This is a genomic window from Pseudomonas sp. L7 (assembly GCF_046605565.1).
GTDB lineage: Bacteria > Pseudomonadota > Gammaproteobacteria > Pseudomonadales > Pseudomonadaceae > Aquipseudomonas > Aquipseudomonas wayambapalatensis.
On the sequence record NZ_CP176784.1, the window covers coordinates 5,298,092 to 5,311,345 of the forward strand.

12 protein-coding genes are annotated in these 13,254 nt (G+C 64.2%); 7 read left to right on the forward strand and 5 right to left on the reverse strand.

Annotated elements, in window-relative coordinates:
• The first annotated feature begins 30 nt into the window (after window positions 1–30).
• Complete coding sequence (mtgA, locus tag ACK3BK_RS24180) at window positions 31–741, forward strand: monofunctional biosynthetic peptidoglycan transglycosylase (RefSeq protein ID WP_186665584.1); 711 nt, start codon at window positions 31–33, stop codon at window positions 739–741.
• A gap of 79 nt (window positions 742–820) precedes the next feature.
• On the opposite strand, the gene rpoH is transcribed toward mtgA, so the two are convergent.
• The 4 genes from rpoH to ftsY form a co-directional block, all read right to left on the reverse strand.
• Window positions 821–1,675 (reverse strand): RNA polymerase sigma factor RpoH, encoded by an 855-nt coding sequence (rpoH, locus tag ACK3BK_RS24185; RefSeq protein ID WP_186665582.1) that lies wholly within the window; start codon window positions 1,673–1,675, stop codon window positions 821–823.
• Between the two features lie 110 nt (window positions 1,676–1,785).
• Window positions 1,786–2,811 (reverse strand): permease-like cell division protein FtsX, encoded by a 1,026-nt coding sequence (ftsX, locus tag ACK3BK_RS24190; RefSeq protein WP_186721490.1) that lies wholly within the window; start codon window positions 2,809–2,811, stop codon window positions 1,786–1,788.
• Window positions 2,808–3,479, reverse strand: coding sequence for a cell division ATP-binding protein FtsE (gene ftsE / locus ACK3BK_RS24195; RefSeq protein ID WP_186665578.1), 672 nt, complete (start codon window positions 3,477–3,479; stop codon window positions 2,808–2,810). The genes ftsX and ftsE overlap by 4 nt, the downstream gene beginning before the upstream one ends.
• On the reverse strand, window positions 3,476–4,927 hold the full coding sequence (gene ftsY, locus ACK3BK_RS24200) for a signal recognition particle-docking protein FtsY (protein ID WP_411383461.1): 1,452 nt from the start codon (window positions 4,925–4,927) through the stop codon (window positions 3,476–3,478). Before ftsY ends, ftsE begins: the two co-directional genes overlap by 4 nt.
• Window positions 4,928–5,157: 230 nt before the next feature.
• Between ftsY and ACK3BK_RS24205 the strand changes: the two genes are divergently transcribed.
• The 6 genes from ACK3BK_RS24205 to ACK3BK_RS24230 all read left to right on the forward strand — a co-directional run bounded on the left by ACK3BK_RS24205 (window position 5,158) and on the right by ACK3BK_RS24230 (window position 12,361).
• Window positions 5,158–6,513 carry a M16 family metallopeptidase gene (locus tag ACK3BK_RS24205; RefSeq protein ID WP_054891160.1) on the forward strand — a complete coding sequence of 452 codons (1,356 nt, stop codon included), beginning with the start codon at window positions 5,158–5,160 and terminating at the stop codon, window positions 6,511–6,513.
• Window positions 6,506–8,005, forward strand: coding sequence for a M16 family metallopeptidase (locus tag ACK3BK_RS24210; protein ID WP_186711775.1), 1,500 nt, complete (start codon window positions 6,506–6,508; stop codon window positions 8,003–8,005). Before ACK3BK_RS24205 ends, ACK3BK_RS24210 begins: the two co-directional genes overlap by 8 nt.
• Window positions 8,005–8,598: a 16S rRNA (guanine(966)-N(2))-methyltransferase RsmD gene (gene rsmD / locus ACK3BK_RS24215; RefSeq protein WP_186665570.1), complete on the forward strand. Its 594-nt coding sequence runs from the start codon at window positions 8,005–8,007 to the stop codon at window positions 8,596–8,598. The genes ACK3BK_RS24210 and rsmD overlap by 1 nt, the downstream gene beginning before the upstream one ends.
• A gap of 77 nt (window positions 8,599–8,675) precedes the next feature.
• Window positions 8,676–9,980, forward strand: a complete 1,305-nt coding sequence (locus ACK3BK_RS24220) for a M16 family metallopeptidase (protein WP_411383462.1) — start codon at window positions 8,676–8,678, stop codon at window positions 9,978–9,980.
• Window positions 9,973–11,310 (forward strand): M16 family metallopeptidase, encoded by a 1,338-nt coding sequence (locus tag ACK3BK_RS24225; protein ID WP_411383463.1) that lies wholly within the window; start codon window positions 9,973–9,975, stop codon window positions 11,308–11,310. The genes ACK3BK_RS24220 and ACK3BK_RS24225 overlap by 8 nt, the downstream gene beginning before the upstream one ends.
• Window positions 11,311–11,368: 58 nt before the next feature.
• The gene (locus ACK3BK_RS24230) at window positions 11,369–12,361 is read left to right on the forward strand and encodes a hydrolase (RefSeq protein WP_186665565.1); all 993 of its coding nucleotides are present in this window, start codon (window positions 11,369–11,371) and stop codon (window positions 12,359–12,361) included.
• A 12-nt stretch (window positions 12,362–12,373) separates the two neighbouring features.
• Here the strand turns inward: ACK3BK_RS24230 and ACK3BK_RS24235 are convergent, their stop codons facing one another.
• Window positions 12,374–13,228 (reverse strand): sulfurtransferase, encoded by an 855-nt coding sequence (locus ACK3BK_RS24235; RefSeq protein ID WP_411383464.1) that lies wholly within the window; start codon window positions 13,226–13,228, stop codon window positions 12,374–12,376.
• Between the last annotated feature and the right edge of the window lie 26 nt (window positions 13,229–13,254).

Genomic DNA, 13,254 nt, shown 5'->3' on the forward strand with positions numbered 1-13,254 from the left:
CCGTTCCATCGGTCCGGCCAAGCTATCGACATGCTGTCATCCCTGATCCGCCGTCTCGCCCGCGCCCTGCTCTGGTTCGCCGCCGGCAGCATCGTGCTGGTGCTGGTGCTGCGCTGGGTGCCGCCACCGGGCACCGCACTGATGGTCGAACGCAAGGTGCAGTCCTGGTTCAGTGGTGAGCCGATCGACCTGCAGCGCGACTGGACGCCCTGGGATGAGATCTCCGATGACCTCAAGGTAGCCGTCATCGCGGGCGAGGACCAGCGTTTCGCCAGCCACTGGGGGTTCGACATCCCCGCGATCCAAGCCGCGCTGGCCCATAACGAGCGCGGCGGCAGTATCCGCGGCGCCAGCACACTCTCCCAGCAAGTGGCGAAGAACCTGTTCCTGTGGTCCGGGCGCAGCTGGTTTCGCAAAGGTCTGGAAGCTTGGTTCACCGGCCTGATGGAGCTGTTCTGGTCGAAAGAGCGAATCCTCGAGGTCTATCTAAACAGCGCCGAATGGGGCCCGGGCGTATTCGGCGCCCAGGCAGCGGCGCGCTATCACTTCGGCGTCGACGCCAGCCGCCTCACGCGCCAGCAGGCCAGCCAGCTTGCGGCAGTGCTGCCCAGCCCGCTCAAGTGGAGCGCTAGCCGCCCGAGTACCTATGTCGCCAGCCGGGCGGGGTGGATTCGACGGCAGATGAGCCAGCTCGGGGGCACCAGCTACCTGATGCAACTGGAGAGCGCGCGCAAGCCTTGATGCTCCTGAAGCCCCGCGTGCCCCACAAAAAAGCCGCCTGCCCCGCGAGGGACAGGCGGCTTTTCAGTCAGGGCGCCGATCAGACCGTGATCAGTGCCTTGACCTTGCTCATCGCGTTCTTCTCGAGCTGACGAATCCGCTCGGCCGACACACTGTACTTCTCTGCCAGCTCGTGCAGCGTGGCCTTTTCCTCGGCCAGCCAGCGCTGATAGAGAATGTCGCGGCTGCGCTCGTCCAGGCCACTGAGCGCCTCATGCAGGTTGCTGTTGGAGTTATCGCTCCAATCGGCATCCTCCAGCTGCATGGCCGGATCGTAGCGGTGATCTTCAAGATAGTGCGCAGGCGACTGGAAGGCGCTGTCGTCGTCGGCATCGGCTGCCGGGTCGAAGGCCATGTCCTGACCGCTCAGGCGGCTTTCCATCTCGCGCACTTCCCGAGGCTCGACGCCCAGGCTTTCGGCGACACGGTGCACTTCGTCGTTGTTCAGCCAGGCCAGACGCTTTTTCTGGCTGCGCAGGTTGAAGAACAGCTTGCGCTGCGCCTTGGTGGTGGCGACCTTGACGATGCGCCAGTTGCGCAGGATGAACTCGTGGATCTCAGCCTTGATCCAGTGCACGGCGAAGGATACCAGGCGCACACCCATCTCGGGGTTGAAGCGCTTGACCGCCTTCATCAGGCCGACGTTGCCTTCCTGGATCAGGTCGGCCTGGGCCAGACCGTAGCCGGCGTAGCTACGGGCGATATGTACGACGAAACGCAGGTGGGCCATCACCATTTGCCGAGCGGCCTCAAGATCCTGCTCATAATAGAGACGCTCGGCCAGTTCACGCTCCTGCTCGACCGTCAGCAGCGGAATGCTGTTGACCGTGTGCACGTAGGCTTCCAGGTTTGCACCGGGCACCAGGGCATAGGCAGGTTGCAACGAAGTGGTCATTCAAGTACCTCCGACTCACTGGACTCGTGCCTTGTGGGCACTGCCATCATTGACCCGGAACCACGAAACAAGTTCCTGGATGAAAAAAAGTCAATGCTGGCAAGAAAGCATTATCGCGGTGCAAGCTCGTTCAAGTGGCGAGCGACCGCAATCCAAGCACCGATATACCCCAAGAGTACTGCACCAATCAAGAGTGACAGACCATCGGAGCCTGGCACCCCACCCAGGGCGAAGTCACTGTTGTACAGCCCGGAAAGCCCGACAACCGCGTCGTTCAGCCAGTTCAGGCCAAACGCCAGGATACCCCAGGCCAGCACGCCCGCACCCAGGCCATACAAGGCTCCCATGTAGAGGAAGGGGCGGCGTACGTAGCTGTCGGTGCCGCCGACCAGCTTGATCACTTCGATCTCGACACGGCGGTTCTCGATGTGCAGGCGAATTGTGTTACCAATTACCAAAAGCAGTGCGGAAATCAGCATGACCGCCAGGCCGAAGACAAAACGGTCACCCAACTTGAGAATCGCCGCCAGGCGCTCGACCCAAACCAGATCCAACTGCGCCACTTCGACCCGCGGCAACTCAGACAGGCGCTGGCGCAAGGCTTCGAGCGCCGGCTTGTCGACTTCGGTCGGCGTCACCACCACCACACCGGGCAGCGGGTTGTCCGGCAACTCGCGCAAGGCCTCGCCCAGGCCGGATTGCTGCTGGAACTCCTGCAGCGCCTGCTCGCGGCTGACATAGGTCGCCTCGGCCACGCCGGGCATGCCCTTGATCTCATCGCGCAGCGCTTCACCCTCCTTGCTGCCCGCGTCAAGCTTGAGGTAGAGCGAAATCTGCGCCGCGCGCTGCCAGGAGCCGCCGAGCTTCTCGACATTCTTCAGCAGCAGCGACAGGCCCATGGGCATGCTCAGCGCCACAGCCATCACCAGGCAGGTGAAGAAGCTGCCGATCGGCTGCTTGCCCAGGCGGCGAAGGCTGTCGGCAAGGCTGGCGCGATGGCTTTCCAGCCAGGCGTTCAACAGGGTTCGGAAATCCGGACCATCGTCGTCGTGGCCGCCGCGCTGTTTTTCCGGTTTTGTGTCTGCGGCCTTGGGCGCAACACGCTCGGAGACCTTTGGCGTACGCGTAGTGCTCATTGTCCGGCCTCCCCATCGCCGATCAGTCGTCCGCGCTGAAGCGTCAGCATGCGGTGACGCATGCGCGCGATCAGTGCCAGGTCGTGGCTGGCGATCAGCACCGTGGTGCCCAGGCGGTTGATGTCTTCGAACACGCCCATGATCTCTGCGGCCAGCCGCGGGTCGAGGTTACCGGTGGGTTCGTCCGCCAGCAGCAGCGCCGGCTGGTGAACGATGGCGCGGGCGATGCCCACACGTTGCTGCTGTCCGGTCGACAGATCAGCAGGGAACAGCTCGCCCTTGTCCGACAGCGACACGCGCTCCAGCGCCGAATCCACGCGCTTGGCGATCTCCACCTTGGACAGGCCGAGGATCTGCAGCGGCAACGCGATGTTGTTGAACACGGTGCGGTCGAACAGCAACTGGTGGTTCTGGAACACCACGCCAATCTGGCGGCGCAGGAACGGGATCTGCGCATTGCTGATCTGGCCCAGGTCCTGGCCGGCCAGCAGCAGCTTGCCGCTGGTCGGACGCTCCATCGCCAGCAGCAGGCGCAGCAAGGTGCTCTTGCCCGCGCCGGAGTGGCCGGTGACGAACAGGAATTCGCCCCGGCGTGCCCGGAAGCTCAGCTCATGCAGGCCGACATGGCCATTGGGGTAGCGCTTGGCGACCTGCTCGAATCGGATCATGGGTGCTCACGCTCGGCAAACAGGGCTTTGACGAAGGGTTCGGCCTCGAAGGTGCGCAGATCGTCGATACCCTCACCGACCCCGATGAAGCGGATCGGCAGGCTGAACTGCTTGGCCAGGGCGAAGATCACACCGCCCTTGGCGGTGCCGTCCAGCTTGGTCAGGGCCAGGCCGGTCAGCTCGACGCTCTGGTTGAAGTACTTGGCCTGGCTGATGGCGTTTTGTCCGGTCCCTGCGTCCAGCACCAGCAGGACCTCATGCGGCGCGTCGGCATCCAGCTTGCCGATGACCCGACGGACCTTTTTCAGCTCCTCCATCAGGTTATCCTTGGTGTGCAGACGCCCGGCGGTGTCGGCGATCAGCACGTCGGCGCCACGGGCCTTGGCGGCCTGTACGGCATCGAAGATCACCGAGGCCGAGTCGGCGCCGGTGTGCTGGGCGATCACCGGGATCTGGTTGCGCTCGCCCCAGACCTGCAACTGCTCCACCGCAGCCGCACGGAAGGTGTCACCGGCAGCGAGCATGACCTTCTTGCCTTCGAGCTGAAGCTTCTTGGCCAGCTTGCCGATGGTGGTGGTCTTGCCCGCGCCGTTCACGCCGACGACAAGGATCACATAGGGCTTGCTCCGGGCTTCGATCTTCAGAGGCTGCTCGACCGGGCGCAGCAGCGCGGCCAGCTCTTCCTGCAGCGACTTGTACAGCGCATCGGCGTCTGCCAACTGCTTGCGGGCGACTTTCTGCGTGAGGTTCTGGACGATCAGCGAAGTGGCCTCGACGCCCACGTCGGCAGTGAGCAGGCGAGTTTCGATCTCGTCGAGCAGGTCGTCGTCGATGACTTTCTTGCCCAGGAACAGGCTGGCCATGCCTTCGCCAATGCTGGCGCTGGTCTTGGACAGGCCCTGCTTGAGGCGGGCGAAGAAGCCGGGCTTGGACTGCTCGGTGGCGGCAACGGCGGCTTCTGGCTCGGCCAGGGCAGGCTCGGGCGCCACCGGTGCAGGCGCAGGCGTGACAACTACTGGCTCAGGCTCGATGACAACCGCCGCCACAGGTTCAGGGATCGCGACAGGGCGCTCGGGAATGGCTGGCGGTTCGCTCGGTTCCAGGTCAGGGACCAGCGCCACGGGTTCCTCGGCGACAGGCAATACCAGATTGCTGACTGGTGGAGGGGTTTCGACCTCGACAGGCTGCTCAGGCGTGGCCTGGGGAGCTTCTACCGGTGGTGGCACTTCATCTGGCACAACCGGCGCATCGGCGACAACCGGCTCGAGCGCAGCGACAACGGCCTGCTCGACGGGCGTGGATGGCGCTACCGGCTCGTTAACGGGCTGCTCGGGGGCTTGCGGCTGTTCGGCGACAGGTTGCTGCGGCTTCTTGCGAAACCAGCCGAACAGGCCTTTCTTTTCACCGGCCTCGGCCGGCGCTTTCTTGTCGTCGTTGGAACCAAACATGGAAGACGGCTATCTCAGGGTGGCGATGCACCATCATTGGGCATCGGGAATTCTCTATACGCAGAACAGACTCTCTTGAAGCCGGCTGGTTCATGCGCAACGTTTTGTCGTAGTGTCCTGTGGGCCAGAACGGCGACAGGCATGGTCGCCAGGCAACCGGATCAGTATCCTAGCACCTCCTGGCCCGCCTACGCTAAACCCCGCGGGCCGTCGTACAGGTTAACCATCGTATGAATGCTCTAGCCCGCCGCGCCGCTGGCCTGTTGCTCGGCACGCTCTGCCTGCCGCTTGCGGCCCTGGCCGCCGATACGCAACCGACCCACGAATTCATCCTCGACAACGGCCTGAAGGTCGTGGTGCGCGAAGACCATCGCGCGCCAGTGGTGGTATCGCAGATCTGGTACAAGGTCGGCTCCAGCTACGAGACACCCGGCCAGACCGGCCTCTCCCACGCCCTCGAGCACATGATGTTCAAGGGCAGCGCCAAGGTCGGTCCGGGCGAGGCCTCACGCATCCTGCGCGATCTCGGTGCCGAAGAGAACGCCTTCACCAGCGATGACTACACCGCTTATTACCAGGTGCTGGCCCGCGACCGCCTGCCGGTGGCCCTGGAGCTCGAGGCCGACCGTCTGGCCAGTCTGCGCCTGCCGGCCGACGAGTTCAGCCGCGAAATCGAGGTCATCAAGGAAGAGCGCCGCCTGCGCACCGACGACCAGCCCAACGCCAAGGCCTTCGAGCTGTTCCGCGCCATGGCCTACCCCGCCAGCGGCTACCACACCCCGACCATCGGCTGGATGGCCGACCTCGAGCGGATGAAGGTCGAGGAACTGCGCCACTGGTACGAATCCTGGTATGCACCGAACAACGCCACGCTGGTGGTGGTGGGCGATGTCACCGTCGATGAGGTCAAGGGCCTGGCGAACAAATACTTTGCCGCCATCCCCAAACGCGCCATTCCTCCCGCCAAACTGCCACTGGAACTGGCCGAGCCCGGCCAGCGCCAGCTCACCCTGCACGTGCGCACCCAACTGCCGAGCCTGATCTACGGCTTCAACGTCCCGGGCCTGGCCACCGCCAAGGACCCACGCAGCGCCCAGGCCCTGCGCCTGATCTCGGCGCTGCTCGACGGCGGCTACAGTGCGCGCATGCCGGCACGCCTCGAGCGCGGCCAGGAGCTGGTGGCCGGTGCCTCGAGCAGCTACAACGCCTTCACCCGGGGTGACAGCCTGTTCCTGATCTCGGCCACCCCGAACGTACAGAAGCAGAAAACCCTCGCCGACGTCGAGAAAGGCGTCTGGCAGTTGCTGGACGAGCTCAAGAACACGCCACCCACCGCCGAGGAGCTGGAGCGCGTGCGCGCCCAGGTCATCGCCGGCCTGGTCTACGACCGCGACTCGATCAGCAGCCAGGCCACCACCATCGGTCAGCTGGAAACCGTGGGCCTTTCGTGGAAGCTGATCGACAGCGAGCTGGACGACCTCAAGCGCGTCACGCCGCAGGACATCCAGGACGCCGCACGCACCTATTTCACCCGCGAACGCCTGAGCGTTGCCCACGTTCTTCCCGAGGAGTCCGCTCATGAGTGATCGCCGCGCCCCCCGCTATACCCTGTTCGGCCTCGGCATCCTGGCTGCGATCGTGGCGCTGGCCCTGCTGCTGGCCCGCCCGGCGCAACCGGACAATGCCGCCGGTCAGCCCGACAGCAACGCCGCACGCCCGGCCAATACCCTGCAGTCGATGGCCGAGCTCGACGGCAAATCCCCCAGCCGGCGCCAACTGAACATCCAGAACTGGACCACAGCCGAAGGCACGCGGGTCCTGTTCGTCGAAGCCCGAGAGCTGCCGATGTTCGACCTGCGCGTGACCTTCGCCGCCGGCAGCAGCCAGGACGGCAGCGTCTACGGTCTGGCCGCCCTGACCAACGCCATGCTCAACGAGGGTGTGGCCGGCAAGGACGTCACCGCGATCGCCCAAGGCTTCGAGGGGCTCGGTGCCGACTTTGGCAACGGCTCGTATCGCGACATGGCCGTGGCCACGCTGCGCAGCCTGAGCGCCCCGGACAAACGCGACCCGGCGCTGAAGCTGTTCGCCGACGTGGTCGGCAAGCCAACCTTCCCTGAAGACGCCCTCAAGCGCATCAAGAACCAGTTGCTGGCCGGTTTCGAGTACGAGAAGCAGAACCCCGGCAAGCTGGCCGGCAAGGCGCTGTTCGCCAACCTCTACGGCAGCCATCCCTACGCTCACCCCAGCGACGGCACCGCCGAAAGCATCCCGGGTATCACCCAGGTACAACTGCGCGACTTTCACGCGAAGGCCTACGCTGCCGGCAATGCCGTGATCGCCCTGGTCGGCGACCTCAGCCGCAGTGAAGCCGAAACCATCGCCGCGCAGCTCTCCGCCACCCTGCCCAAGGGCCCGGCACTGGCCAGCCCTGGCGAACCGTCGCAGCCCAAGCCGGGCGCGACTCATATCGATTTCCCGTCCAAGCAGACCCACCTGATGCTCGCCGAACTGGGCATCACTCGCCAGGACCCTGACTGGCCGGCGCTGTCGCTGGGCAACCAGATCCTGGGTGGCGGCTCTTTCGGCACCCGCCTGATGAGCGAGGTGCGGGAAAAACGCGGCCTCACCTACGGTGTGTACTCGGTATTCAGCCCGATGCAGGTGCGCGGCCCGTTCATGATCAACCTGCAGACCCGCGCCGAACTCAGCGAAGGTACGCTCAAGCTGGTCCAGGACATCCTCGCCGACTACCTGAAGAACGGCCCGACCCAGCAAGAGCTCGACGATGCCAAACGTGAGCTGGCCGGCAGCTTCCCGCTCTCGAATGCCAGCAACGCGAGCATCGTTGGCCAACTGGGCGCCATCGGCTTCTACAACCTGCCGCTGACCTGGCTCGAAGACTTCATGCAACAATCCCAGGCGCTGACCGTCGAGCAGGTCAAGACGGCGATGAACAAGCACCTGGCGGTGGACAAGCTGGTGATCGTCACCGCAGGCCCGAGCGTGCCGCAAAAGCCGCTGCCACCGCCCACAGACAAACCGTCCGAGCAGCCGCTCGGCGTACCGGAGCACTGATGGCAAGACCGTCCAACCCCGCCCAGCCCCAAAGCAAGGGGGCTGGCCACCTGCGCATCATCGCCGGCGAATGGCGCAGCCGTCGCCTGGCGGTGCCCGATGGGGAAGGCCTGCGCCCGACACCCGATCGCGTGCGTGAAACCCTGTTCAACTGGCTGGCCCCCTACATCGAAGGCGCCCGCGTGCTGGACGCCTTCACCGGCAGCGGAGCCCTGGTGCTCGAAGCCCTTTCGCGCGGTGCCGAAGATGCCGTGGCACTGGACAGCAACCCTGCAGCCATCGCCAACCTCAAGCACAACCTCGAGCTGCTGCGCTGCCCCCGTGGGCAGATCCTGCAGATTGACGCCCTGCGTTATCTCGGCGGCCCGGCCAAGCAGCAGTTCGATGTGGTATTCCTCGACCCGCCCTTCCACAAGGACCTGCTGGCCAACGTCTGCAACCTGCTGGAGGAGCATCAGTGGCTGCACGAACAGGCCTGGGTCTATACCGAGAGCGAAACAGCGCCATCCAACCTGCCGATGCCCGGCAACTGGCGCCTGCACCGGGAAAAGAAGACCGGACAGGTGCATTACGCACTGTGGCAGCGGGGGTAACACCGGTTAATTAATTACCGCCTCCCCACCTCACCGATCATCGAGGCTGCTCCTGCCAACTCAATCAGGAGCAGCCCATGCCTCTAGCCCTTCCGAGCACCGCCGCTCGCGCCTCACACCTGCAGCACGCCACCCTGGCCAATGGCCTGCGCATCTACCTTCAAGAAGATCACCGCGCACCTCTGGTCAGCGTACAACTGTCCTTACACGTCGGTGCCAGCCATGAGCCAGCCGGCAATTCGGGGCTTTCCCATGCCTTGGAACACTTGGTATTCGATGGCAGCAGCAAACTGGCCCAGGGCGAGTACATTTCCTTCATGAACCGACTGGGCGCTTCGCCAAATGCCTTCACCGACAGCGACAACACCTATTTTCCGTTGACCCTGCCGGCCAGCCGCCTTGAAATCGCCCTGGAGGCCCTGGCCGACATCACGTTCCGCCCGACGCTTGAAGCGTCGGCCTTCGCCAAGGTCCTGGAGATCGTCAAGGCAGAGCGGCGCAGCCATGTAGAGGGGACAGCCCTGGGCCGTGCCCTTGAGGCACACAAAACATTTTGTTATGGCAACGGAGCATACGCCACTCCCGTCATCGGGCGCCCAGAAGACCTGGACGCGCTGACAATCGACACCGCACGCGACTGGCACCGGCATTGGTATCACCCGAACAACGCCACGCTCGTGGTCGTCGGGGCCACGGACATGCCTCGCTTGCGCGAGCTGGTCGAGCGCCATTTTGGCGCCTTCGAGGCTGCCGAACTTCCGCCGCTCAAGCCGCTGGAAAGAACCGCAGCATCTGGGCGGCGCACGCAGACACTGCGTCTCAAGGGGCTGACAGAGGGATTGCTGATGAGCTTCGGCGTCCCCAGCCTGGCCACAGCGCCCTCCAACGAGGAGGCTTGCGCACTGCAGTTGCTGCCGAAATTGCTGGGCAAAGGTGCTAGCGCCTTCCTGCGCCAGCGACTGTTGAGCGACGAACTCATCTTGCTCAACTTGTCAGTGGACTATGACGCATTCAAACGCGCAGACAGCCTCCTGGAAATTCGGGCCCATACCAACACGTCCATAGGCACGCCTGCCCAGGCGCTCGACAGGATCATGCAGGAAATCGCCACGCTCCATCGCACCCCCTTCACTGAAAGGGACCTCAATCGCGCCAAGGTGCAATTCATGTCGAACAAGGTCTTTGCCCGCGATGACATCGCCAACCAGGCAGAGACCATCCGCCGCTACGCCGTCTGTGGCCTGGACCCGCACCTTTTGGAGCAGGAGCGACAAACGCTCGAAGCCGTGACCGTAGAACAGGTTCGCCAGGTGGCAAGCCTTTATCTGACCGAGGACCGGCTGATGGCCACCTTCATGCTCGAGGAGACGAATGATGAATGACATCCCGACAGGACTCACTAGCGCACAAGGCCTGAACCTCAATGCATTCGAGCAGATCAGCACCTCGGTGCAATCATGGCGGAACGATAACGGCACACGCGTGATGTTCGTGGAAACGCGGGGGCTGCCGATAGTGGATATCAAACTACGCTTCAAGGCAGGCACCTCGACCGACCAGGACCACCATGGCCTCGCGGCCGTGACCTTGCACATGCTCGACAAAGGCAGCGACGGTCTGGAGGCGGCCGAACGGGACAGGCGGATGCAGGAACTGGGGGCCATCGTCAGCAAGGATATACGCCTCGATCACGCAACGTTCTCCCTGCGCACACTAAGTGCACCTGAAATTCTCACCCCCGCCGTGACACTGCTCGCCTCCATGCTCGCCCACCCCGACTTCCCGGCCGACGCACTCAAAACAATTAAGACCCGAGTCAACGCTCAGGACGGGGCGTGGCGAAAATCGCAACACTGGCAACCAGTAATCGAGCTGTATCACCACCTCTACCAAGGCCACCCCTATGAAAGCGTCTTGAGCACCCCTGAGCACGTCGACGCATTGACCGTCGATGACCTGAAGGCATTCCATCGCAAGGCGTATTGCGCGAGTAACCTGGACATCGCGATTGTCGGCGATCTATCCCGGGAGGCGGCCGTCGCCCTGGCGCAGGACATCAGCTCGGCATTGCCCCAGGGGTGGACGGCCGCACACCTGCCACCGGTTCCCTCGTCAGTGGCGGTAACACGGCACCTGCCCTGGAGCGTACCCAACATCCTCGCTCAGTTGACACTGCCCATGAACGTGCCGCCCACCGAGGCCGAACATCTCCCGCTGCAGTTGGCCAACGAAGTGTTAGGTGGCGGCTTCAGCTCCCGCCTCATGCAAGAGCTCCGGCAACGCCTGGAACTGACCTACCACATCGACTCGGACTTCACAGCATCCAGCACCGCTGGCAGGTTATCGATCAGATGGGACGTCAAACCGCAGCATCTCCAGACCAGTGTCGAGCGGGTGGACGCCCTGTTGCTGGCCTTTGCTCAGGAAGGGCCAACGCTGGAAGAACTGCAACTGGCGCAACAGAGACTCGCAGGTAAATGCCTCAAGGAGGTCGCCACGAATGGCCAACTTGCCGAGCGCTTGGCCTACCTTGCCAGTCACGACCTGCCAGACGACTACCTCGACACCTACACCGATCGGTTGCGCGAACAAACACCTGCAGTCGTCCACGAGGTGATCCGACGTCGATTCGACCTGGACCGCAAGATACTGATCACTGTGGGCGGGCCTGCCGACCAGCAACCACTCGCACCCTCGCCCAGCGACCAATAGCACAGGCATGACGGCGGGGTTTCATGGCATTCTAGGCAGGCACATCACGAGTTCCAGCATGTCCAGCCACGCCTTCACCTTTCGCCCCGCCGTCGGGCTGTCCAATCCGCACCTGCAGACCCTGTGGGGGCCGCTCTGGCGCAAGCCCCCAAGGCTTGAGCGCAGCCGCGAACGCCTGTGGCTGGCCGACGGCGACTTCCTCGACATGGACTGGCACGGCCCGCATCAGGCAGACACGCCGCTGGTGCTGATCCTGCACGGCCTGACCGGTTCCTCCGACTCCCCTTACGTAAAAGGCCTGCAGCAAGCGCTGCAGGCGCGTGGCTGGGCCAGCGTCGCGCTGAACTGGCGAGGCTGCTCCGGCGAACCCAACCTGCTTGCCCGCAGTTATCACTCCGGCGCCAGCGAAGACCTGGCCGAAACCATCCGCCATCTGCGCGCGCAACGACCATTGGCGCCGCTGTATGCCGTGGGCTACTCGCTGGGCGGCAACGTGCTGTTGAAGTACCTGGGCGAAAGTGGCTCGGCCAGCCAGCTCGAAGCGGCGGTGGCCGTGTCTGTGCCATTTCGCCTGGATCAATGCGCCGACCGCATTGGCATGGGTTTCAGCAAGGTCTACCAGGCGCACTTCATGCGCGAGATGCTGGCCTACGTGCAGAACAAGCAGAGGCACTTCCAGGCCCGTGGCCACAGCGAAGGGCTGGCCGCGCTGGAGCGCCTGGGGCCGCTACGCAACCTGAGGACCTTCTGGGATTTCGATGGCCGGGTGACCGCGCCGCTCAACGGTTTCAGCGATGCCCACGACTACTACCGCCGCGCATCGAGTCGCTATTACCTGGGGGAAAACCGCACACCGACGCTGATCATCCACGCACAGGACGATCCGTTCGTGTTCGGCCACAGCCTGCCGGTGGCGCAGGAGCTGGCACCGCAGACTCATTTCGAATTGCACCGCCGTGGCGGGCACGTCGGCTTTGTCGACGGCAGCCTGCGTAATCCGGGGTATTACCTCGAACGCCGGATTCCGCAGTGGTTGCTGGAAGGACGCTGACGCTGGGTCGCCTCAGTCGCCGGTAGCCACACCATGCTTGGGATCGTTGATCCATTCGCTCCAGGATCCTGCGTACAGGCGTCCCAGCGGGTATCCCGCCAGTGCCAGGGCAAACAGGTTGTGGCACGCCGTGACGCCAGAACCGCAATACGCGACCAACTGTTCCGGCGCACGCCCCGCCAGCTTCTCGGCGAAGCGCTGCTTGAGCTGCTCGACCGGCAGGAAACGCCCGTCCGCACCGAGGTTGTCGGTGAACGCCGCGCACTGCGCGCCGGGAATGTGCCCGGCAACAGGGTCGATCGGCTCGACTTCACCGCGAAAACGCGGCAAGGCGCGGGCGTCGATCAAGGTCAGATCGGCGCTGCCCAGGCGCTTGGCCAGGTGCTCGGCATCGATCAGCAGCTTCGCATCGGCCTTACCCTCGAAGTTGCCCTCGTGCTGCACTGGCGGGTCCAGGCTCAACGGCAGGTGCGCGGCATGCCAGGCTTTGAGGCCGCCGTCGAGGATGAACACCGCATCGCGCTTGCCCAGCCAGGCCAGCAGCCACCAGGCGCGGGCTGCGAAGGCACCAGGGCCGTCGTCGTACAGCACCACCTGGCTGTCATTGTCCAGGCCCCACTTGCTCAGGCGCTCGACCAGAAGGCTAGGCTCAGGCAGTGGGTGACGGCCGGTCTGCCCCTTGACCACAGGCCCGCTCAGGTCGCGCTCCAGGTCCGCGAAATGCGCACCGGCGATATGCCCCTCGGCATAGCTGCGCTGGCCGTAGTCCACATCCTCCAGGGCGAAGCGACAGTCGAGGATCACCAGCCCCGGCGAGTCCAGACGCTCGGCCAGCTGCTGCGGGGTGATCAGTTGCGCAAGGGGCATGACAATCTCCTATCGATGGCTCGAAA